This window comes from Pseudomonas sp. GW821-FHT03E01, assembly GCF_059420765.1.
Map to the genome: position 1 here is coordinate 100,190 of NZ_JBWKUI010000009.1, position 22,461 is coordinate 122,650.

Genomic DNA, 22,461 nt, shown 5'->3' on the forward strand with positions numbered 1-22,461 from the left:
GGTGGCGGCCTCGAACTCGTCGATGTTCAACTCCGACCAGCAAGCTTCGCGCACCAGCAGCGTCGCCGCGGCCATCAACCAGCTCGGCGCCGCGGCTCAGGAAATCGCCCGTAACGCCGCCCAGGCATCGAATCAGGCCAGCGATGCCCGCAGCCTGGCCGAAGACGGCCAGCAAGTGGTGGATCGCAGCATTGCCGCGATGAATCAGCTGTCGAGCATGCTCAGCGCTTCGAGCACCAACATCGAATCGCTGAACAGCAAAACCGTGAACATCGGGCAGATTCTCGAAGTGATCACCAGCATTTCCCAGCAAACCAACCTGCTGGCGCTCAACGCCGCCATCGAAGCAGCGCGGGCCGGTGAAGCCGGGCGCGGTTTTGCCGTGGTGGCCGACGAGGTACGCAACCTGGCGCACCGCACACAGGAGTCGGCGCAACAGGTGCAGACCATGATCGAAGAGCTGCAAGTCGGCGCCCGCGAATCCGTCAGCACCATGAGCGACAGCCAGCGCCACAGCCAGGACAGCGTGGAAATCGCCAACCTGGCGGGCGAGCGCCTGAACAGCGTGACGTTGCGCATCGGCGAAATCGACGGCATGAACCAGTCGGTGGCCACGGCGACCGAGGAACAGACGGCAGTGGTGGAGTCGATCAATGTGGACATCACCGAGATCAACACGCTGAACCAGGAAGGCGTGGAAAACCTGCAATCGACCCTGCGGGCGTGCTCGGACCTTGAGCAGCAGGCCTCGCGCTTGAAGCAATTGGTGGGCAGTTTCCGTATCTAGCGTCTGTTCACAGACACCGTGGCGAGGGAGCTTGCTCCCGCTGGGTCGCAAAGCGACCCAAAAATCGGGATTGAAGGTGTGTCAGATTGAACACACCAGCTGATTTTACGACTGCTTCGCAGCCGAGCGGGAGCACGCTCCCTCGCCACACAACAGTCCAAAGCCCTCGGCATCGCCGCAAAACCCAACCGAACATCTATCCTTCATATAGGTCAACCAAAGGGAGCACATCGAACCCGGAGGGATGTTCATCGTGCATATCGCTGACATAACCATGTTCTACGCCCCTGCCAGCGGTGGCGTGCGCACGTATCTGGATGCCAAGCACCGTCGTTTGGGCATCAAACCCGGCATTTGCCATAGCCTGCTGATCCCAGGGGCGCATTTGAGTGAACAGGATGGTGTCTATACGGTTCCGGCCCCCGCCCTGCCCTTCGGCAAGGGTTATCGCTTCCCCCTCCGTCTCGGGCCGTGGCGCAATGTTCTGCGAGATTTACAACCCGATCTGATTGAAGTCGGCGACCCTTACCTGACCGCCTGGGCCGCTTTGGACGCCAAGCGACAACTCGATGTGCCGGTAATCGGTTTTTATCACTCCGACCTGCCGATGCTGGTCAGCAATCGCATGGGCAACTGGGTTACACCCAATGTCGAGGCTTATGTCAGCAAGCTCTACGGCAACTTCGACCGGGTTCTGGCGCCAAGCCAGGTCATGGCCGACAAACTGATCGGGTTAGGGGTGAAGAACGTTTTCGTACAGCCCTTGGGCGTCGACCTGCAAACGTTCAACCCCAGCGTTCGGGATCCAGGCCTGCGGGCCGAATTGGGCATCGATGAAAACACTCACCTGCTGATCTTCGCCGGCCGCGGCTCCAAGGAAAAAAACCTGCCGGTGCTGCTCAACTGCATGAAACGCCTGGGTCGTCGCTACCACTTGCTGCTGGTGGGCTCGTCGATGCCGACCCTGGTGCCGCGCAATGTCACCGTCCTCGATGAATTCTGCCCGGCAGCGCAAGTCGCACGCCTGATGGCCAGCGCCGACGCGCTGGTGCATGCCGGCGACCAGGAAACCTTTGGCCTGGTGGTTCTCGAAGCCATGGCCAGTGGCATTCCCGTGGTGGCCGTGGCGGCCGGGGCTTTCCAGGAGATTGTCACCGATCAATGCGGCTTGCTCTGCGCGCCGAACAATCCAGTGGCGATGGCCAACACCGTTCGCGAACTGTTCAGCCAAGGCAGCGCCGCGTTGGGCAAACAGGCCCGACGGCATGTCGAGCAACATTACGCCTGGGACACCGTGGTCCACAGCCTGCTGGGGCACTATCACGCCGTACTCGGCACGCAATGGCCGCTGATCGCCAATGGCTGAGCCCATGAACACACCCAGTCTGTTATTGGTGCTACACGACGTTGCACCGCAGACCTGGCCCGATTACCAGGCCTTCGTCGAAGCCGTCGACGCACTGGGTACAGTGCCGATGACCTGGCTGGTGGTGCCGAATTTCCACAAACATGACGACCTTGACGCACATCCGGAGTTTCGACGTTTGCTGAGCCGTCGCGTCGCTCGCGGCGACGAACTGGTACTGCACGGTTACTACCATTGCGATGAAGGGTCGATTCCCACCACTCCCCGAGACTGGTTCATGCGCCGGATCTATACCCATGAAGGCGAGTTCTATGACCTGCCTCTAGACGCCGCCCTCACCCGCCTGCGCGCCGGAATCGAGGTATTCCATCGCTACAACTGGCCGCTCGAAGGCTTTGTCGCCCCCGCCTGGCTGATGAGCGAAGGCACCCGTCAGGCGTTGCGTCAGTTACCGCTGCGCTACACCAGCGATTCGCAGCACCTGTATCGTTTGCCGGATTTCACTGCGATCGATGCCCCAGGCCTGGTCTGGAGCGCACGCAGCGCCTGGCGCCGTGGCCTGTCGAAAATCGTCAGCGATCAGCGCGAACAGCGCTGGCGCCAGGCGCCGGTGATTCGTCTCGGCCTGCACCCGGTGGACATGCGACATGAGTTCTCGCGTCAATATTGGCTGCAAACGCTCAAGCGCTTGCTCGACGAGGGCCGTGTGCCGATGACCAAGGCCGGTTGGTTGAAACTGCAACGCGACCCCATCGGTCGCGCAGCATGAGCCGGGGAATTCTGCTGGTCATCGCGCTGCTCGCTGCGGTGCTCATCCCGTCGTTGCTGGGCGGCGGCGAGACATGGTCGCGGTTGCAACGCTTCCCGCTGGAATGGCTGCTGATCATGTTCGGCATGATCCTGTTGTGCTGGGCGCTCAACACCCTGCGCTTGCGCCTGTTGCTGGGCGATCAGCGTGACAAGGTGAGCCGACTCAAAAGCCTCGGGGTGGTGATGTCCGCCGAGTTCGCCTACTGCGCCACCCCCGGCGGCAGTGGTGGACCGCTGACCATCATGGCCCTGTTGGCGCGCCACGGCGTGCGGCCGGCCAGGGGCAGCGCCGTGTTCGCCATGGACCAGTTGAGCGACTTGCTGTTTTTTCTCTGCGCGCTGAGCGCGATTCTGATTTATGCACTGTTCCAGCACCTCAGTCAGCGCCTGGAATGGATGCTGACGGTCAGCGCCATCTCGTTGTTCGGCGGGCTGTTCAGCTGTGTATTGATGGCTCGCTGCCACCGTTCGCTGATTCGCCTGAGTGGTCGGTTGCTCGCCCGTTTCAATGTCAAGGAAGCGACCCGGCTTCGTTGGGCGCGAAAGCTCCTGCACTTCCTGGCGGCATTCACCGACACACTGAAGTTACCCTTTCAAACATTGATCACGGTGTTTGCCCTGACCTGCCTGCATTGGATCTTGCGGTATAGCGTGCTGTATCTGGCATTACGCGGGCTGGGCGTGGACTTGCAATGGGCCTGGTGCTTTCTGATCCAGATGCTGTCATTGAGTGCGGGGCAATTCAGTCTGTTGCCGGGCGGTGCCGGGGCGGCGGAACTGACATCGGCGGCGCTGCTGGCGCCGATGGTGGGGAAATCCACCGCGGCGGCAGCGATTCTGATCTGGCGGACGGTGACTTATTACTTCTATCTGGTGGTCGGTGGCCCGGTGTTTCTGCTGATGCTCGGGCGGCCATTGCTGAAGAAGTTGATGAAGTTCAAGCAAGCTTAAAGATCGCCACAGGGGCTTTTCAGGCACCACCGGCTGTATCTTCAGAATCGTCCTGCAACTGCTCCCACAACTCGGCGGCGCCGGGAAACTCCGTGCCGTCTTCGGGGCTCAGGTCGTCCGGATCGTAGCGGCTCAAACAGCCCTCGCCCAATGTGGCGGGCGCCTTGGAAACGGCTTTATCCAGCGGATCGGCCATGGTCATGTCCTCGGTGCAGAAACGGCGAAGGGCCTGAAGCGATTGAACGCCCAGGCCCTTCGGATTTCAACCGTATGGTTGTCAGAACACGACGGTTTTGTTGCCGTGCACCAACACCCGGTCTTCCAGGTGGTAACGCAGGCCACGGGCCAGCACCATTTTCTCGACGTCACGACCGAAGCGCACCATGTCTTCAATACTGTCGCTGTGGCTGACACGCACCACGTCCTGCTCGATGATCGGACCGGCGTCCAACTCTTCGGTGACATAGTGGCAAGTGGCACCGATCAACTTCACACCGCGCATCGAAGCCTGATGATACGGCTTGGCGCCGACGAACGACGGCAGGAAGCTATGGTGAATGTTGATGACTTTGTGGGCATATTCGCTGCACAAGTCGGGCGGCAGAATCTGCATGTAACGAGCAAGTACCACCACTTCGGCGTCGTGCTGTTTGACCAGGCGCGAGACTTCGGCGAAGGCCGGTTCCTTGTCCTGCGGGTTGACCGGTACATGGTAGTAAGGAATACCGTGCCACTCGACCATGCTGCGCAAATCGTCATGGTTGGAAATCACGCAGGCGATTTCGCAGTCCAGTTCGTCGCTGTGCCAGCGGTGCAACAAGTCAGCCAGGCAATGGGACTCACGGCTGGCCATCAACACCACGCGCTTCTTCTGCTCGGTGTCGGTGATGCGCCAGTCCATCGAGAACTCTTGGGCAATCGGTGCAAACGCTTCGCGAAAGGCTTCGATACCGAAAGGCAGCGAATCGGCACGAATTTCGTGACGCATGAAGAACCAGCCACTCTGATTGTCCGAGTGATGGCTCGCTTCAGTGATCCAGCCGTTATGTGACGCCAGAAAGTTACTGACTTTAGCAACGATACCGACGCGGTCCGGGCAAGCAATCACCAGCCGAAAAGTGCGCATGAGGGGGAAACTCCAGAACTTCGCAAAGGCCGCCATTCTAGCGATTGCGCAGCAAAACTGCAGTATTGATGACGCGCGGCTGCGGATTGCGGTCATCGGCACAGGTTCCGGCGGTGCCATACGCCAGTGCATGGTGCTCTTGTAGCCAGCCTTCAAGAGGTTAACTGTGAATATTTGTGACGCTATTTAACTGTCTCTCCAATGTGTGTCCTATTCACCGCAACTAATTTAAGTAAAACTTCGGTTAAATGTTTACTTGATGAAACACCCTGACTATTATTGTCGCACTGTCACCCTGTCATCCAGCGCCAACATAAGGTAGTCCTCATGTCCTTGATCAACGAATATCGCGCCACCGAAGAAGCTATCAAAGAGCTGCAAGCCCGTTTGAAGAACCTGTCCCAAGACGACAAACTGCAAACCGAGCTGGAATTCGAAGGCAAATTGCGCACCCTGATGGGCGAATACTCCAAATCCCTGCGTGACATCATTGCCCTATTGGATCCAGAGTCCAAAACCAAGGCTCCACGTGGCGGCGCAGTAAAAACTACTGGCACCAAGCGTGCTCGCAAAGTTAAACAATACAAAAACCCGCACAACGGCGAAGTCATCGAAACCAAAGGTGGCAACCACAAAACTCTGAAAGAGTGGAAAGCCAAGTGGGGCGGTGACGTGGTTGAAGGCTGGGCTACCCTGCTGGGCTAAGCCGCAAGCACGTCGCAGACTGATCCGCGACCAAAAGAACGCCAGCAAATGCTGGCGTTTTTTTATGCCCGGAATTCAATCGCAAGTCATTTTCGTTTTCAAATATTCAAACGTTTGCGTAATGCCTGGACATGAATCTGCCATTCATCCAGAACCTCTTGCTGAAACGATGTAGGACTAATCGTCAATTGGGCGGCAGCTGTCAGAAAACTTTCCAGCGTATTGGGAGCGCCCCACTCCGGCACGGACAAACGCTGCTGACAAAATATTCGCCAGCGTTCTTGCTCTTCCAGGCTCAACGTATCCGGAAAGTTGCGTGCGCGATAACGAAACAATAATTCGGGCAAACGTTCATCATCGAAAGGCCACTGTTCTTGTGCTAATTGCGCAGGGTCGGCGGCTCTGACTTGCTCACATAGACGCCGATCCCGATCGCCGATAAAACCGTCGTATAACTGTTGCTCGGGGTCCAGGCTCGCGGCGAAATCCTCGCGGGCATAAACTCCCGAGACTTTATCTTGCCAAAGTTGTTGTGCGGCACTTAGCCGCAGCGCCCGTTCCTGATAGAGCGCCATGTCCAGCCCCAAACGTTGCTGATCTTCGGGACGAAGTACCGATAACGGCGCCACGACCGGGCACTTGTTGATGTGTATGAGCTTGAGCGGCACGGGCAGTTCGCCTTCGGCCAGATCGTCACGGCGTGTATAAAGCCGCTGACGCAAGGTTTCGGTATCCAGATCGAGCAGCCCCTGAGGGTCCAGGTGCAGGTCACAGACAATCAGCGCGTTGCGATTGCGTGGATGCCAGGCCAGTGGCAGTACCACGCCGACATAATGGCGGGCCGCCGAAAAGCGTCCGGAAATGTGCACCATCGGCTGCAACAGCCGAATCTGGTCCATCACCTTTTGTTTGCTGCGTAACTGAAACAGCCAGTCATACAACTTCGGCTGTTTTTCACGAATCAGACGCGCCAGGGCGATTGTGGCGCGAACATCCGATAGCGCCTCGTGGGCATTTCCGTGATCGATGCCATTGGCGGCGGTCAGGCGTTCGAGCTTGAGCGTCACCCGCCCTTCGTCATCCGTGGGCCAGACGAAGCCATCGGGACGCAACGCATAAGCCGCGCGCACGATGTCGATCAGGTCCCAGCGGCTGTTGCCGCCCTGCCACTCCCGTGCGTAGGGGTCGAAAAAGTTTCGATACAGGCTGTAACGGGTCATCTCGTCGTCGAAACGCAGCGTGTTGTACCCCGCCCCACAAGTGCCGGGCAGGGCGAGCTGGGCATGAACCCGGGTCATGAAATCGGCTTCGCTCAAACCTTGCTCGGCCAGAAGGCCAGGCGTGATACCGGTGATCGCGCAGGCTGCCGGATGCGGCAGGATGTCGTCACTGGGCTGGCAGTAGAGATTGACCGGCTCGTCTATTTCATTGAGATCGAAGTCGGTGCGAATCCCCGCCACTTGCAACGGACGGTCGCAACGGGGGTTGATGCCAGTGGTTTCGTAGTCGTACCAGAAGATCGAGGTCACGGGTTGTTCCTGAACAGAAGACCGGCGAAGTCTAGGCGCACACAGGCTGCCTCGACCAGAAATGTTGTCATTCAATCACCTCCGGCCGCATACCGTGCAATACATAGTTATGTCGTTTCCCCCCGAGAGGCTGCTAGCATCGAACGGACATCGAATCGCAAACCGGCCACAGCAAGGTTGCCCATGCTCGAGACCACAGCACTGCCACGGAAAGCAACGCTGGCCCCGCCACTGGATACGCGGTATCAGGTCGAAACGCCCGAAGGCATCGACTTGCCACTGCGCCCGGCCGGGTTGATGGTCCGTGCGCTGGCGTTCACCATCGACCTGGGCCTGCGCGGGTTGATCCTGGGCCTGCTGTTCATGGTGCTGGCGTTCCTCGGCAAACTCGGCGCGGGGCTTGGCTCGATTTTGCTGTTCGTGGTGAGCTGGTGGTACATGGTGCTGTTCGAGGTGCTCAATCAGGGGCGCTCGCCGGGCAAACAATGGATGGGATTGCGCGTGGTGCACGACGATGGCACCCCGATCGGCTGGTCCGCGTCCTTGCTGCGCAACCTGTTGCGATTTGTCGACATGTTGCCGTTCGGCTACTTCCTCGGGGCGATCAGTTGCCTGCAACATCCCACCTTCAAACGCCTCGGCGATCTGGCCGCCGGCACGCTGGTGATCTACCGCGAACAACCGCTCACCCGACCGCAGTTACCCGATGCCCCGCCGCGCCGTGCCGCTTTCGCGCTGACGCTGACCGAGCAACGCGCCATCCTCGGGTTTGCCGAGCGCCAGGGTGAACTCTCCGAGGCGCGGGCAGGTGAACTCGCCTCGATACTCGCGCAACCGCTGCACGTTTCAGCGCCGCAGGCCGTGGCCGAACTCAACGGCATCGCCCGCGGACTGTTGGGCCCGACATGAAGCAAAGCCTATTCGAAAGCCGCCACAAGACCGAATGGGAGCAGTTTGCACTCATGCTCGAACGGCTGGAACGCGGCAAGGAAACCTCGCGAGTCGCCAGCTTCCCCAGCGACTATCGACGGCTCTGCCAACACCTGGCCCTGGCTCAGGAGCGTGGTTACAGCAGCTTTTTGGTCGACTCGTTACAGCAACAAGTGCTGCGCGGGCATCAACAGCTTTATCGGCATCGCAGTTGGCTGAGGGCCAACGTACTGAGCTTCATCCTTGCCGACTTCCCGCGACTGGTGCGCGAACAATGGCCCTTCGTGCTTGCCGCCAGCCTGATATTTTTTGGCAGCCTGATTGGCATCGGGCTGCTGGTGTATCTGTTCCCGGAACTGGTCTACAACCTGATCCCGGCCGAGCAGGTCAGTGAGATGCAAAGCATGTACGACCCCGTCGCCGGTCATCTGGGGCGCTTGGCAGAACGGGCGGCCAGTGAAGACTGGGAGATGTTCGGTTACTACATCATGCACAACATCGGCATCGCGTTTCAGACCTTCGCCAGCGGTTTGCTGTTTGGCCTGGGCAGCGCGTTTTTCCTGTTCTTCAACGGCTTGATGATCGGTGCGGTGGCCGGGCACCTGACGCACATCGGCTACGGGCAAACCTTCTGGTCATTCGTGATCGGGCACGGCGCCTTCGAACTGAGCGCCATTGCCCTGGCCGGTGCCGCCGGCCTGCAACTGGGCTGGGCGTTGATCGCGCCGGGACGTTTGCCCCGCGCCGAAGCCCTGCGAGTGGCGGCGAGCAAGAGCGTGTTGCTGATTTGCGGGGTCATGCTGTTTTTGTTGATTGCAGCGTTTATAGAAGCCTACTGGTCGTCGCGGACCGGAGTCACGCCGCTGACCAAATACCTGGTCGGCGCAGCGCTCTGGGTGTTGGTCGCGACTTATCTGCTGTTTGCCGGACGGACCCGCCATGCGCCTGAGTGACGTCAGTGCAGTGATTCGCCCACGCACAAACTGGGAAGCCATGGACCTGGGGGTGCTGCTGAGTCAGCGCCATCGACGCCTGTTGATGACCAGTTGGGCGATCGTGACCCTACCGATTTTTACCTTGCTCAGCTTGATGCTGTGGGAGTCGCCCTCCCTCGCCCTGTTCCTGTTCTGGTGGCTCAAACCGGCGTTCGACCGGCTACCGCTGTACATCCTGTCCAAAGCCATGTTCGGCGAAACACCCACACTGAAACAGGCCCTGCGCCAATGGCCGCGCCTGCTCCCGCCGCAACTGCTGGCCAGCCTGACCTGGCGCCGCCTGAGCCTGAGCCGCAGCTTTCTGATGCCGGTGGTACAACTCGAAGGCCTGGAGGGCGAAGCACGACAACAGCGTTTACGCGTGCTGTTGCAGCGCAATGCCGGTGCCGCGCAATGGCTGACGATCATCGGCGTGCACCTGGAAACCGCGTTGTGGATCGGCCTGATGGTGCTGTTCTACATGCTCTTGCCGCTGCAGGTCGAACTCGACTGGGGCTGGCAGACCTTGATTGCCGCCGCCACACAAGACTGGCGCTGGCTGGAGCACCTGACCAATGCTTTTTACGCCCTGGTGCTGGTGGTCTGGGAACCGATTTATGTCGCCTGTGGTTTCAGCCTTTACCTGAACCGGCGCACACGGCTGGAAGCCTGGGACATCGAACTGGTGTTCCGCCGCTTGCGCCAACGCCTGAGCAGCGCAGTCATCACGCTACTGCTGGCGGCGTTTGTGCTGGTGCCGACGGGGCAAAGCGTATGGGCCGCCGAACCGGGCATGTCACCGGACAGCCCGCGTCTGCTGGAGCAACCGCTGACCAGTCAGGCATCCCGAGACAGCATCAAGGCCATCCTCGATCAGCCACCGTTCAAGAACAAGGAAACGGTGACCCGCTATCGGTTTGGCGAAGACAAGCCCAACGACGATACTGCGCACGGTGGTCAAACACCCGCCTGGCTGAAAGCGCTGTTCAGTTTGCTCGACAGCCAACGTTTCGGCGCATTGGCCAACCTGATCGAGGTGTTGCTGTGGGGCGCGGTGATCGGCGCCATTGGCCTGTTGATCTGGCGTTACCGCGACTGGTTGCAAGCGTTCGTCAGCCGCCGACCAGCGCTCAACCGAAAAGTGACGCGACCATTGCCGCAGCAGGCGTTCGGCCTGGACCTCAACCGCGAAACCCTGCCCGCCGATATTGCGGCCAGCGCCGAAAGCCTCTGGCAAACCAACCCGCGTGAAGCCCTTGGCTTGCTCTATCGCGCCTTGCTCAGCCACTTGTTGAACGACTTCGACATGACGCTCAAGCCCGCCGACACCGAAGGCGAAGTGCTTCAGCGCGTTGAACATTTGAAGCAACCGGCGTTGCTGGCCTTCAGTAAAAGCCTGACCGCACACTGGCAGAACATGGCCTACGGGCATCGCCTGCCACCGGCGCATTTGCAACAGGAACTGTGTGACGGCTGGCGCGCATTGTTCGGCCCCGGAGCGGTCCGTTGAATCGCAGGGCATGGCTGGCGGTCGGCGTGTTCATCGTCGTGCTCTTGGGTGCGCTGAGTGTTTACCTGTATTTCAAGGCCACACCCTATCAGGTACAAATCGAACACGGCCCGTCCCCTGAAGCCCAGGCCAATCCCTACCTGGCCGCCGAGCATTTTCTGCGCAAACAGGGCCTGACCGTCAGCCACGCCAACAGCCTCGACATCCTGCCGACCCTCGAACCGCGTCAGCACAGCCTGTTGTTGCTCGGCGACCGCTCGAACATGTCGCCGCGCCAGGTGGATCAGGTGTTGAACTGGACCCGGGCCGGTGGGCGCCTGGTATTCGTCGCCGAAGCCCTGTGGGATGAAAAGACCGGCCAAAGCAATGACCTGCTGCTCGACCGGGTGCAGTTGCACCAGTTCCTGAGCAAAGACCTCAAGGACTCGCCTCCCGATCTGCGCGATGATCCCTACCCCAAACTGACCAAGCTCTATCTGGAAAACGAAGAGGCGCCGGCCTACTTCAGCTTCGATACCGCGTTCCACCTCGACGACCCGAAAAACCTCGCCCAGGCCTGGGCCAACAGTGGCAAGGCCACGCACATGATGCAGCTGAGCCACGGGCTGGGTTCGATCACCGTGGTCACCGATGCCGACCTCTGGAAAACCCCGGCCATCAACCAGTACGACAACGCCTGGCTGCTGTGGTACCTGACGGCTGACACCGATGTGACCCTGCTGTTCAATACCGAGCACGACAGTCTGCTGACCTTGTTGTGGCGTTACTTTCCCCAAGCCCTGGTGGCCCTGATCGCCTTGATCGCTTTGGGTTTCTGGCACGTTGGCGTGCGCAGCGGCCCGTTGCTGGAGCCGGCCCCAAGGGCGCGTCGGCATCTTCAGGAACACCTGCGCGCAAGCGCCGATTTCATGCTGCGCCGCAGCGGTCAGCACAGCCTGTTGCACGCCTTGCAGCAAGACATCCTGCGTCGTGTCCGCCACCGTCATCCCGGTTTTGAACAACTCGGCGTCGCCGAACAATGGCTGGTGCTCGCACGCCTGACCGGCCACCCCACACGCGCCATCAGCCAGGCCATGAGCCCGCGACCGAAACAGCGGCTGTCCAGCGCTGAATTCAGCCGTCAGGTCGCCCACCTGCAAACCTTGAGGAACGCCTTATGAGTGAACAGATCGAGCCCGGCACCCAGACCCACGCCGCCCAGCAGCGCCAGCGCGCCGGCCAGTTGGCCCAGGCGATAAGAACGGAGTTGCAAAAAGCGGTGATCGGCCAGAACACCGTAATCGATGATGTGCTCACCGCCCTGATCGCCGGCGGCCATGTGCTGCTCGAAGGCGTGCCGGGGTTGGGCAAGACGTTGCTGGTGCGCGCCCTCGCCCGTTGCTTCGGTGGCGAATACGCCCGCATCCAGTTCACCCCGGACCTGATGCCCAGCGACGTCACCGGGCATGCGGTGTACGACCTGCAAACCGAGCAATTCAAACTGCGCAAAGGCCCGTTGTTCACCAACCTGCTGCTGGCCGATGAAATCAACCGCGCCCCGGCAAAAACCCAGGCCGCGTTGCTCGAAGCCATGCAGGAACGCCAGGTCACCCTCGAAGGCCGCGCTTTGCCCATCGCGCAACCGTTCATGGTGCTGGCCACGCAAAACCCCATCGAACAGGAAGGCACTTACCCGTTACCCGAAGCCGAGCTCGACCGCTTCATGCTCAAGGTGCGCATGGACTACCCCGAGGCCGATCAGGAACTGGACATGGTGCGTCAGGTCAGCCGCTCGACCCGCGCCGACATGCTCGATGTACAACCGCTGCGCACCGTGTTGCAAGCCAAGGACGTGCTGGCCTTGCAGCGCATTGCCAGTGACCTGCCGCTGGACGATCAGGTGCTCGATTACGCCGTGCGCCTGGCCCGCACCACCCGCACCTGGCCAGGCCTGACTCTCGGCGCCGGGCCTCGCGCCTCCATCGCCCTGGCACGTTGCGCCCGCGCCCGCGCCTTGTTGCGCGGGGGCGAGTTCGTGATTCCCGACGACATCAAAGGTTGCGCCCTGGCGGTACTGCGTCACCGCGTGCGGATTGCCCCGGAGCTGGACATCGAAGGGCTGGACGTCGATCAGGTGCTCAAGCAACTGCTCGACCAAGTGCCGGCGCCACGCCTGTGAACATGGCCATCCGGACCACCCCTGTGGCGAGGGAGCTTGCTCCCGCTGGGCTGCGAAGCGGCCCCAACATTTCTGATAGGGCGAAGAACTTGCCAGCGCTGCGCACTGGAGCGGGAGCAAGCTACCTCGCCACAGGAACTGTGTGCCGATGAAACCATCCCGGCTTCTACTGGCCTGGCTTGCGGCCTTGCTAGCCATCGGCATCGTGCTGGGCGCCTTACGGGCGCTGGACATCGCCGTTCCATCTAGCCTTTTATCGATCAACTGGGGATTACTGCTGGCCCTGCTGGCCCTGGCGATACTCGACGCCATTCGCCTCAAGCGTTTGCCCTCACCGCGCCTCCAGCGACAAATGCCCGGCAGCCTGGCACTCGGTCGCTGGAGCGAAGTGCGATTGGAGGTCGAGCATGATTTTACCCAACCACTGAACATTCAGATCTTCGACCACGTACCCGACGGCCTGAGCGTCGAAAACCTGCCCCTTTCGGTCGAACTGCAACCCGGCCAACAGAGCCAGATCAGCTACCGCCTGCGCCCGCTCATGCGCGGCCATTTCAGCTTCGAATACTGCGAAATCAACCTGCCGAGCCCCATGGGTTTGTGGTCCGGCAAACGCCTGCTCAACATACCCGACACCACCCGCGTCTACCCCGACTTCGCCCGCCTCTACGGCGGCCAGTTGCTGGCGGTAGACAACTGGCTCAGCCAACTCGGCGTACGCCAGCGCCAACGTCGCGGCCTGGGCCTGGAATTCCATCAACTGCGCGAATTCCGCGAAGGCGACAGCCTGCGCCAGATCGACTGGAAAGCCACCGCCCGCCAACGCACCCCCATCGCCCGTGAATACCAGGACGAGCGCGACCAGCAAATCATCTTCATGCTCGATTGCGGCCGTCGCATGCGCAGCCAGGATGGCGAGCTTGCGCATTTCGATCACGCCCTCAATGCCTGCCTGCTGCTCAGCTATATCGCGTTGCGCCAGGGTGACGCGGTGGGCTTGAGCACCTTCGCCAGCAACCATCCGCACTACCTTGCCCCGGTCAAGGGCACAGGCCAGCTCAATGTGTTGCTCAACACCGTCTACGACCTCGACAGCACCCAACGCCCGGCCGACTACCAGGCCGCCGTCACGCAACTACTGGCCCGACAAAAACGCCGGGCACTGGTGGTGCTGGTGACCAACCTGCGGGATGAAGACGATGAAGAACTGCTGACCGCCGTCAAACGCCTGAGCCTGCAGCATCGTGTGCTCGTGGCGAGCCTTCGGGAAAACGTGCTCGATGAAATACGCCATCGCCCGGTTCAGACTCTGGACGAAGTGCTGACCTATTGCGGGACGCTGGATTACCTGAACGCAAGCGCGCAACGCCATGATCGCTTGAGTGCTCATGGCGTTGCGGTGCTGGAAGCCCGACCCGGGGAGTTGGGGGCCGAGCTGGTGACGCGGTATTTGAGCTGGAAGAAAGCGGGAGCCCTTTAATCGGCTTCAGACGTCTGGGCGGGCAGCATCGGCCCCAACGACATCGCATTGACCGGTGATTGCTTGAGCAGGCGCGACGCCTCAAGTTGCAGGTTGCAAGCCCCGCCAATCGTGCTGGTGCACTGCCAACTCAACCCGGCGGCAGTCAATTTTCGGGCAACGCCCAACGCTGGCTGCACATTCGTAATCCCCAATTCTGAGGGCAAGGAGTACCCCTTCAACCCCAGGCAAACATCACGACCGAGCAAGTGACTGCTTGCATTGTCGACCACCAACTTGATGGTATGAGCCTGAGGAATCCGGGGAAACCTGGTCTCTTCGCCCCAGACTGTTGCAGGAACCTCAGTGTTGAGCTGAATCTTGGCATCGTCCCAGACACCCGCCGCCAATGCCTTGAAACGGAAGGTATGGGACAGAGCCGCCTCAGTGCCATCGCCGACACTTTCCAACGTGGCGACCACCTGAACATCCTTTGCCTGTTCGGCCTTGTAGGCAAAATACGCCCACCCCTTGCCATCGGTTTTCACCCTTACAGGCTCTTGCTCGGCCGTAAAGACCACATCCACACCGGAGGCAGCCCGTTGGGTTCCGGACGCACGTACCTTGACGCCCAACCGGACGATTTCGCCTACCACCGGATCAATAGCGGCCTCGCGCACCTCGCCAATCTCGATAGCGTAGTGTCCTGGTTCCTGCTCTTCAGACATGAGTAATCCCTCTCCCGTCAGCGTTGTAGAAGGTGGTGATTCCATGGATGCTGCGACCAACACTGTGAATTCAAACTTGAATGAGGGGCCATCGTCGGGGCCATCGTAAGGGCTTGGCACGGTCGCGATCACCACCACAGGGCCCTCTTTTGTGGCTGTATAGGCGAAGCGTGCCCAGCCATTATCCTGCGTCGGCTCCAGCGTTGAAGTGGCCCCCTCCTTGAAGGTCACTTCAACTCCTGGTACCGGTCGCTGGGTGTAGTGCGATTGGGTCTTGATTTCCAGATAAGCGGTCTCACCCACAAATACATCAAATGTGGGCCCGCGTACCTCGGTTATCTCGATTCGGTTGTGGTCCAGCGATACCCCCAGTTCCTGGTAGTTGAACTCAGCTTGAGGGAGCCCGAACAAAACGCCCTGCTCCCCACTCTCAGTGCTGGCCTTGGCGTCCAGCGTCCACTCCACTCCGGAACTTGGAATGGGTCGCGGATTGTCAGGCATCAATATCAAACCCAGAGAATCGCCGGATGCCAACCACGCGCCGATATCCAGCAATGTCAACGGGCTGTCGGAGCCAGGTGTAAATTTTAAGGTGTGCTGCCCTTCAATGCAGGTGTACACCGTATCCCCAAAGGCCAGTTCTTTGTCGTCGAATTTGAGCGTCCCCTCTTCCTGAAGGATTGTTGACAACAATCGCCCCTGCAATACATAGGCAGGCAATTCATGATGGAAAACATGCAGTTGGAAGCGTGCACTGGTCTGCGAGGTGGAGCTGACCTGGTAGGTTAGCCCGGCAGAGGTCATTTCACGGGGGATTTCCGCGGAAGGATCGACTTCAAATTCCACCCCTGATCCTTCTTCGCTGACGAATTTCACCCAGAGGTTTTCGCCTACCAAAGCGTCGCCAACCGGCATGATCGAGAGTTCCACCGCTTGCGCATTACGAAAACAGATGAAACCGACCCTCCCTTCCTCTCGGCCATTCAGTGTCACGAGCGCCATCTCGGCCCAGACATCCTCATCCACCACTGTGAAGCGGAATTCATGCGCGGGTTCCGTGGCATCGTAGGGGCTGACGACTCTCGCAGTGACCACGAAATCGTCTTTAGTAACAGGCTCGAACGAGAATTCGACCTTACCCTCTTCCCCCGTCCGCCATTCGGTTTCCTCCTCTCCGATTTTCCAGAAGGTCGTTACTCCTGAAACGCCCCCTACACCGGGCACCTGCGAGTGGATCTTTAGCGACAGCACCAGTGCGGGACCACACACCACAGGAAATCTCACAGACTGCCTTGGGTCGTTGATGACCAGCCAGTTGTGAGCCAGGCTCAGCGTTTGCGAGGGGGAGGCTTCCAGCAACTTCGAACAGCTGACAGAGAACTGGAAAACGCTGTCTCTGCGGTTTTCACACGTCATGCGCCACACCGCCCCGTTCTCCTGCACGGGTTGCCCAGGCTCACGTTCAGGGTCGAATTCGATCCCCAACCCCTCGGGTGTGTCCCCCTCCTCCGATATCCAATGCAGTGCCAACTCCGTTTCGGCCAAGGCATGGCCTTCCGGGAACGCCACCGTCACCTCGTGATTGCCGCCGCGGTTGGGGTAAGCCGTCTTGGCCCCCCAAATCCATTTATTGAGCGGATCATCCAGCCCAAATGATGCGCTCAACCAAGGGTCTTCTTTCAGGGCGCGCACAGTGAATGTGTGCCGGGCATCTTCCTTTTTATAGTGGCTGTCGACCGAGGCCTCGATCTCCCAGTCGCCTTCTACGTCCGGTGTCCAGGTAAAACCGGCCTCGCCGTTCTCGTCCGAGGGTTGCCTGTCCAATACGATATCGTCCGCAAGGGTCGGGCCTTTCAACGTCCAGATGACCAAGCGATTGGCCAATGGCGTCTTGGTGTAATGGGACTCCACCCGCACACGCAGCTCCACGCTCTGATTGAGGTCGATCACCGGGTAGTAGGCGGCTTCCTGCAGCGCGATGACATCCAACTGAAAATGGCCGCAAACCGTGCGCAGTGGAAACAGGTCGGCGGTGTAATAGCTGCGCACGTCCAGCGTGTGCTGAACCTGCTTGTCTTCAACAATCCCGGCGCAGGTTATCGTCCATGGGTTGCTGATAGGATGCTCTTGCCCCCACCGTGGGCTGGTACTGAGAATGCGCTCAGGATCAAACTCGCCGCCGTTCACCAGCAAACCTGCTGGCGTTCCATTCCATGTATTGCCGCTGGCCACTTTCAGCGCCACTTCATGGTTGGCGCCGAAGCACAGGTGCAGCGGTTCATCGAGGGATTGTGGCTCATCATCGATCAGCACACTGTCCAGCTGCAAAGGCTCCAGCAACAACTCCACACGTACGAAAGCGATCCGCACGGCGCCTGGCATACCCGGCTCGCCATTGTCCGGACTGATGACGGTGAATTTGACGGACGTCTCCGCAGAATTGAGGGTGAGCGAGTGAGTGTACTCGGCGAGATTGAGATCCAGCAGAAGCTCGTCGGGGTTCAACGCCTGTTCGGGCTCGGCCTCGCGCGAGGGTACCAACGTGAGATCCTCTTCCCCGGTCATACTGGGCTTGATCCGCAGCGTACCTACGGCGCCTCGCACCGCCTCGTACCAGAAAACCAGCTTGTATTCCGCCCTGCCGGGTTCAGGGCTCGGCAAGGATGCCAAGGTAATCGTCTGGTCGCCCTCACCCATATTGACGGCATTCATGAAGCCGATCGTTTGGCCCTGCCATAGCCCTTCCTGCCGGGTGACTTTACTTTCGTCATTGATGGTCCAGTCGTTCAGATTATTTTTAAAGTCGCCGTTGAGAATGAAGTTGTGGTTGGCGTAAACATTTTCTTCGCTCATGGCTGTGTCTTCCTTGCGCGCTGGCTACCCATTGCCCGATCGGGCGAACCGGTTTCGGGGGGGGAGTCGAGTAAATCTTTAACGGCTTTGGCGAAGTCACTTCCTCCGTCCCGGGCTTGATACACCAGGGTCAGAATGACGTCCGTCAATGACAGCAACAGACTTGCCTGACCCTCTTGATCATGCCTGGGAAGCGTCAGTTGATACTTGGCATGGGCCCCCGTGCCTTCAAACGACCGGTAACGGTCATCGTCCGCCCATTTGGCGGCGCCGTTGTCGTCCAGCCCCAGAGACAGCCCAATCTGTTGGTAGGGGCGCAGGTTCTGCACCAGCGAACCCTCAACCGGTTTGGCGGACGCAGGTTTATGCAGGTGTTTGACCGTTTCGATTTCCGGCTCAAGAACAGTGGCACTGCTGATTTGCACCAGCGTGGCGCAAATGTTCTGGTATGGCCCCAACAGGCCGGGGAAAGTCAGTGACAACTCCTTGACCTGACGGCGGTAGTGGCTTGGGTAGTCTTGAGCGAAGAGTATTTCGTTCAGCTCGAACTCCAACTCTCCTGTGGTTTTGAAGTTGCTCCAATTGGTTGCATCCAGGCTCTTGAGGGAAATCGTTTTGACCAACTGAATCCGGCGCTCATCGCGCTTGATACGCGCAGCCGCCATCCTCAGCAGATCCAGCTTCAGCGAAGCACCCGTCGTGAATCCGTGGTAGGTGTCCATCCAGACATACGGGCGGATAAAATGGGCCTCGTAGTCGGCCATTTCGTACTGCCAACAGGTTTCGGCACACAGGCACAGGCCGGCGACCACGTCGTAAACCTGGTAGATCAACGTCTTCACTTGCCCAACGACCCAGTTGCTCAACTCGAGGCCGGTACTGCGGTTCTTGTAGAACGCGTACACCTCCTTGGCCTGGTTGTTGGCTATTTCAGTCTGTTGCAGGTTGGCCCGGGCAGCGCTGATCGCGTGATCCTGGGCCAGCAGCTGCTCGCGCAACACCCTTGCCTCGGCATTGGACTGGTCGCGCGCAAGCTCCCATTCCTGCTGGCGCCGCCTCTGCTGCTCGATGATGCTGGCCTCTTCGGCTTCGCGCATCATCATATCCGCCGTCAACTGCGCCTCCTCGGCGAAAGCGTACGGGATAGCCGCCAGACGCATACCGCCATTGGATGTCCCAAAGATATTGGGAATCAGATCCAGGTTCGCCCCTACTCCCCGAAGTACCCCAGCGCCCCCGGCGACATATCGGGCAATCCTGTTTTTTTCCAGAACGCCGTACTCAGCCTCGGAAACGCCTTCATCGATCAAGTTCTGATAGTGCTTCGCCCGGGCCTTGACCATGCTTTCGCTTTGCCTCAACGACGCCGCCGTCGCCTCGAGCTGGGCGATCGTCGTCTTGTGGATCGAGTGGGCATAGTCGGCCAGCGCGATCACGTTGCCTAGTTTCAACTCCTCCAACTCGCCCTGGTCACGCTGCTCCAGCCAGGACCTGAGCTGATCCTCCTGCTGGATCAGAAACTCCACGCCTTGCAGTGCCAGGTTATGTACGGTTTGCCATTTATAAGGCACGACCTGCACCTGCCCGCCCGGGTTGCGCGACGCTCCCAGATTGCCGTTGGCTTGAGCCCGCAACAGTTCCAGCGGATCCATGGTCGACTTGAACAATGGAATCGACAACGGCTGACCGTCGATCGAGCGGTTGTTGCGCAAGTTGTTCAGCCGCGCGTCGAGCAGGTCCCACAAGGCTTTGGGACGCTCATTGAGCCCGGGGTAAAACACACCCGAACCCAACAGGTCGAAACGCGGCGTGGTCAGCATGCCGGTGGGTAGATCGGCCAGGCCGAGTTCAAAGTCGGCTTCAAACGCTTTTAACGAATCGCGCCCGCTGACACTCGTCAGCACGTCTTTCAGAATCTTCGGTTGCCAGGTGCTGGCCGTTTGAGTGACCGGCTCTTCGCCGATCAGCGTCCGGGCCCTGCTGTAATTCAGCGCGGCGTGAACCATGCTGTCGTAATCCAGGCGGCGATAGAGACTGTCACCCCACTCGATCAGGTTTTCCAGATAACGCAGAAAAATGGCGAGCTTGAAGTGAATCGTCGCGGTGTAACCGATCTTGTCCGGGTCCGACGGCGCCGCGCGTTCATACGAGATTTCGATGTTCTCGTTTTGCAGCGGGCGGCAGCGCCAGTACGCAGGCGCCGGCAACGGATCCTCGGGCTGCGGGTTCTGCGTGGGGGGGATCTCGCGCGCCAATGGGTTGAAGACGAACTCGTACCAACGTTGCGCTTCGTGGTAACGGCCCTCCGCCGACAAACGTGACCCCACCAGATCCGGCGTATGGAAAAACAGCTCCCAGAAGTACAAACCGTTGCAGCCGTCGAAGGGCCCGTTTTCCTCAATTTTACCATCGGGCATCAGCGGCTCGTCGACATGCTGGGTGTCCCAGGAAAGCAACGCATCGACCGACACTGCCGCGCGACTGGTCAATACCGGGCCGAAGGTGGAGTTCACCCGTGAGTACTTGAGCGCCTGTTGGCTGTTGTTGAAACTCAGGAATTGCGCGCCCTCAGGGCTGCTTTTGTCGATGGAGGGGGTCGTGTACAGGTGCGGCCTCTTCGTCAGCAAGACGGAGAATTTGCCGCGCCCATATCCTTTATTGTCCTCATCCGTCTCACCGAAAAAAAAGACAATATCCGAATCAATGGGGAAATTGTTAATCCCCACCGATGCGGTTCTTCGGCTGTAAGTCCGCCAAGGGGTCGCGTATTGACCATCCAGAACATCCGTCGAGATCCAGGGCTGTGGATCATCCTCAATCGGTACATACTTCTCCAATTTGAAGACTACAGGGGCATAGAGAATTCTCGGTACCACCTGATTTTGCTCATTCAACACGGCATCACCCAGGCCGATGATGGAAAAACCGGCGCCGGCCCGAATCTCGTCTTGCGTTCTTCCAAGCAGAGTTATTAACAAGTCGCCAGGAAGAGTGGCTATGGCTTCTGCCACCCAGATCCCATCACCTACCTTTGTTTCCTCGAAGTCCTCTTTGGTGAATGAATGGATAGTTTCCTTGACCGTGCCTTTGAGCAATGCCACCACATGCCCCTGCGTCGGTTGGTCCCGTGTGGTCAGTGTGATTCTGAGCTGCTTCTCCCCGGCATCGACAATCCGGATGTCGACAGACGTATTCGCCGTCACTGCCCTCCAACTGATCGACATGCGCTGCAGTACACGACCGTTTTCCTGCACGGCATCGCAGCGCCCCCGAACTCTGAGCACCTCATAAAAGTTACTGTCCGTCCCTTGCTCTCGGGTATAGACGGCATCCAGAAATAAATTCGCAGTGATTGAACCTTCCGTTTCCACCTCGCGCTTAATGGTGACTGTCGAGTAATCCTGTGGCACCACCTTTTGTTGCAGGCTGGCGGCGTCCTTGAAACGACCGAAAGTCATCGTCAACAGAGTCGCGGTGTCATCGGCCACCTTGCGGAACAGCGCATCGCGGGTTTCATGAATTTCGATTTCATGGAACGGGGCCTGCCTATCCAGGCCGTGGCGGTTGGTGTAACAGACGGCCAACCGGTCGTCCTTCGGATCACCGTCGCCCAGCGAAACAACCGTCAACCGGCCGTTGGACACGTCGTACTCGCAGTCACGCCGATGCAGTGACAGCGGCGCCGACCACTGGCCGTTGAGGGAGCTGAAGGACAGTTTGATTTCCAGCGACCAGGGGGTCTGTACCACACCGTTACTGCCCACCTGACGATCACGCCATTCACACCAGACCAGAACCGGCAGCCCCAGCCAGTTCACGCAGCGGATATCCACCACGGAGCCGGTAGTAGCGATATCGATCTTCTGCCATTCGCCCCAGGCGGCGGGGTTGATTTTTTTGCTGTTGTTGTCGATTTCGACTTTGACGTTGCGCAAGTAGTACGCGAACGGCGCCGTCCGCTCCTGCCCGATCAGGTAATAACGGGCATTCCGAAAGTTCGCCCCGTCGATGTAGCCGCTGAGCACATCCAGATCACAGATGCGCTGGAACGCCTGGGTGAACTCCATCAAGCCCTTTTGCACCGATCCGGTGCTCAGGCGCATCTGATTCAGACTGTTTTCCAGCGCCCGAAACAGGCTGGTTTTGTTCAGGCGCAGTGACGGGACAATGTAGTTTTCCGCTTGATCCTTGAGCAGCACGTTGGACGACCACGTGCTGTAGCGACTCAGAATCCCATACCAGTACTGCAAATCCTCCTCTTCGAAATGGCTGTTCTCGTAACCCTTTTCCATGCCGCTGTAAACTGACTGGATATGTTGCTGCAACGTCCGCACGGTCGAGGAAATCCGAGTGGCCTCCAATTGCGCACTGTCCTGGACATCAAGCAGCAGGTATTCGCTCAATTCGTCGAAGGTACGCAGGGTGACGGGACCTGACCATAGCTTCTGGCCCAGCACCGCTTCCACCATCGCCGCCGTGTAACGTTGCGTCAGCTCATTGATTTGCAGCGTTTCCATTGCTTTGCTCCCTGTCGCTGGGTGATGACCGGACCGGCCTGCAAACGCAGTGTTCAGG

General features: G+C 59.4%; 16 protein-coding genes. 11 read left to right on the top strand and 5 right to left on the bottom strand.

What is annotated here, in order from left to right; all coding sequences use genetic code 11:
* The first annotated feature begins 22 nt into the window (after positions 1–22).
* From AC07VO_RS16725 to gpgF, 4 genes are all read left to right on the top strand, one after another.
* Positions 23–787: a methyl-accepting chemotaxis protein gene (locus AC07VO_RS16725; protein WP_425439644.1), complete on the top strand. Its 765-nt coding sequence runs from the start codon at positions 23–25 to the stop codon at positions 785–787.
* Positions 788–1,031: 244 nt separating this feature from the next.
* Positions 1,032–2,153, top strand: coding sequence for an N-acetylglucosaminyl phosphatidylglycerol synthase (gene gpgS / locus AC07VO_RS16730; protein ID WP_018926521.1), 1,122 nt, complete (start codon positions 1,032–1,034; stop codon positions 2,151–2,153).
* Positions 2,146–2,922: an N-acetylglucosaminyl phosphatidylglycerol deacetylase gene (gpgD, locus tag AC07VO_RS16735; RefSeq protein WP_495007623.1), complete on the top strand. Its 777-nt coding sequence runs from the start codon at positions 2,146–2,148 to the stop codon at positions 2,920–2,922. Before gpgS ends, gpgD begins: the two co-directional genes overlap by 8 nt.
* Positions 2,919–3,914: a glucosaminyl phosphatidylglycerol flippase gene (gene gpgF / locus AC07VO_RS16740; RefSeq protein ID WP_495007624.1), complete on the top strand. Its 996-nt coding sequence runs from the start codon at positions 2,919–2,921 to the stop codon at positions 3,912–3,914. The genes gpgD and gpgF overlap by 4 nt, the downstream gene beginning before the upstream one ends.
* 19 nt (positions 3,915–3,933) lie before the next feature.
* Here gpgF and AC07VO_RS16745 read toward each other — a convergent pair whose 3' ends face one another.
* Both AC07VO_RS16745 and purU read right to left on the bottom strand, forming a co-directional pair.
* On the bottom strand, positions 3,934–4,110 hold the full coding sequence (locus AC07VO_RS16745; RefSeq protein ID WP_173861182.1) for a hypothetical protein: 177 nt from the start codon (positions 4,108–4,110) through the stop codon (positions 3,934–3,936).
* Positions 4,111–4,191: 81 nt separating this feature from the next.
* Entirely contained in the window at positions 4,192–5,040 is an 849-nt protein-coding gene (gene purU, locus AC07VO_RS16750) for a formyltetrahydrofolate deformylase (RefSeq protein WP_018926525.1), read from the bottom strand.
* 327 nt (positions 5,041–5,367) lie between these two features.
* Between purU and mvaT the strand changes: the two genes are divergently transcribed.
* Positions 5,368–5,745 carry a histone-like nucleoid-structuring protein MvaT gene (mvaT, locus tag AC07VO_RS16755; protein ID WP_007933316.1) on the top strand — a complete coding sequence of 126 codons (378 nt, stop codon included), beginning with the start codon at positions 5,368–5,370 and terminating at the stop codon, positions 5,743–5,745.
* Positions 5,746–5,843: 98 nt separating this feature from the next.
* Here the strand turns inward: mvaT and sbcB are convergent, their stop codons facing one another.
* Positions 5,844–7,274, bottom strand: coding sequence for an exodeoxyribonuclease I (sbcB, locus tag AC07VO_RS16760; protein WP_086944493.1), 1,431 nt, complete (start codon positions 7,272–7,274; stop codon positions 5,844–5,846).
* 183 nt (positions 7,275–7,457) lie between these two features.
* Between sbcB and AC07VO_RS16765 the strand changes: the two genes are divergently transcribed.
* The 6 genes from AC07VO_RS16765 (at position 7,458) to AC07VO_RS16790 (ending at position 14,326) form a co-directional block, all read left to right on the top strand.
* The gene (locus tag AC07VO_RS16765; RefSeq protein ID WP_018926528.1) at positions 7,458–8,183 is read left to right on the top strand and encodes an RDD family protein; all 726 of its coding nucleotides are present in this window, start codon (positions 7,458–7,460) and stop codon (positions 8,181–8,183) included.
* Positions 8,180–9,157, top strand: coding sequence for a stage II sporulation protein M (locus AC07VO_RS16770; RefSeq protein WP_064616342.1), 978 nt, complete (start codon positions 8,180–8,182; stop codon positions 9,155–9,157). Before AC07VO_RS16765 ends, AC07VO_RS16770 begins: the two co-directional genes overlap by 4 nt.
* The gene (locus AC07VO_RS16775) at positions 9,144–10,688 is read left to right on the top strand and encodes a DUF4129 domain-containing protein (RefSeq protein ID WP_495007625.1); all 1,545 of its coding nucleotides are present in this window, start codon (positions 9,144–9,146) and stop codon (positions 10,686–10,688) included. The genes AC07VO_RS16770 and AC07VO_RS16775 overlap by 14 nt, the downstream gene beginning before the upstream one ends.
* Positions 10,685–11,848, top strand: coding sequence for a DUF4350 domain-containing protein (locus tag AC07VO_RS16780; RefSeq protein ID WP_064616340.1), 1,164 nt, complete (start codon positions 10,685–10,687; stop codon positions 11,846–11,848). The genes AC07VO_RS16775 and AC07VO_RS16780 overlap by 4 nt, the downstream gene beginning before the upstream one ends.
* Positions 11,845–12,846 carry an AAA family ATPase gene (locus tag AC07VO_RS16785; protein WP_064616339.1) on the top strand — a complete coding sequence of 334 codons (1,002 nt, stop codon included), beginning with the start codon at positions 11,845–11,847 and terminating at the stop codon, positions 12,844–12,846. The genes AC07VO_RS16780 and AC07VO_RS16785 overlap by 4 nt, the downstream gene beginning before the upstream one ends.
* 148 nt (positions 12,847–12,994) lie before the next feature.
* A complete protein-coding gene (locus AC07VO_RS16790; protein ID WP_495007626.1) occupies positions 12,995–14,326 on the top strand; it encodes a DUF58 domain-containing protein in 1,332 nt (443 codons plus the stop codon).
* Here the strand turns inward: AC07VO_RS16790 and AC07VO_RS16795 are convergent.
* Entirely contained in the window at positions 14,323–17,886 is a 3,564-nt protein-coding gene (locus AC07VO_RS16795) for an Ig-like domain-containing protein (protein WP_495007627.1), read from the bottom strand. The genes AC07VO_RS16790 and AC07VO_RS16795 overlap by 4 nt on opposite strands.
* Positions 17,883–22,403, bottom strand: coding sequence for a Tc toxin subunit A-related protein (locus tag AC07VO_RS16800; RefSeq protein WP_495007628.1), 4,521 nt, complete (start codon positions 22,401–22,403; stop codon positions 17,883–17,885). The genes AC07VO_RS16795 and AC07VO_RS16800 overlap by 4 nt, the downstream gene beginning before the upstream one ends.
* Positions 22,404–22,461: the final 58 nt, after the last annotated feature.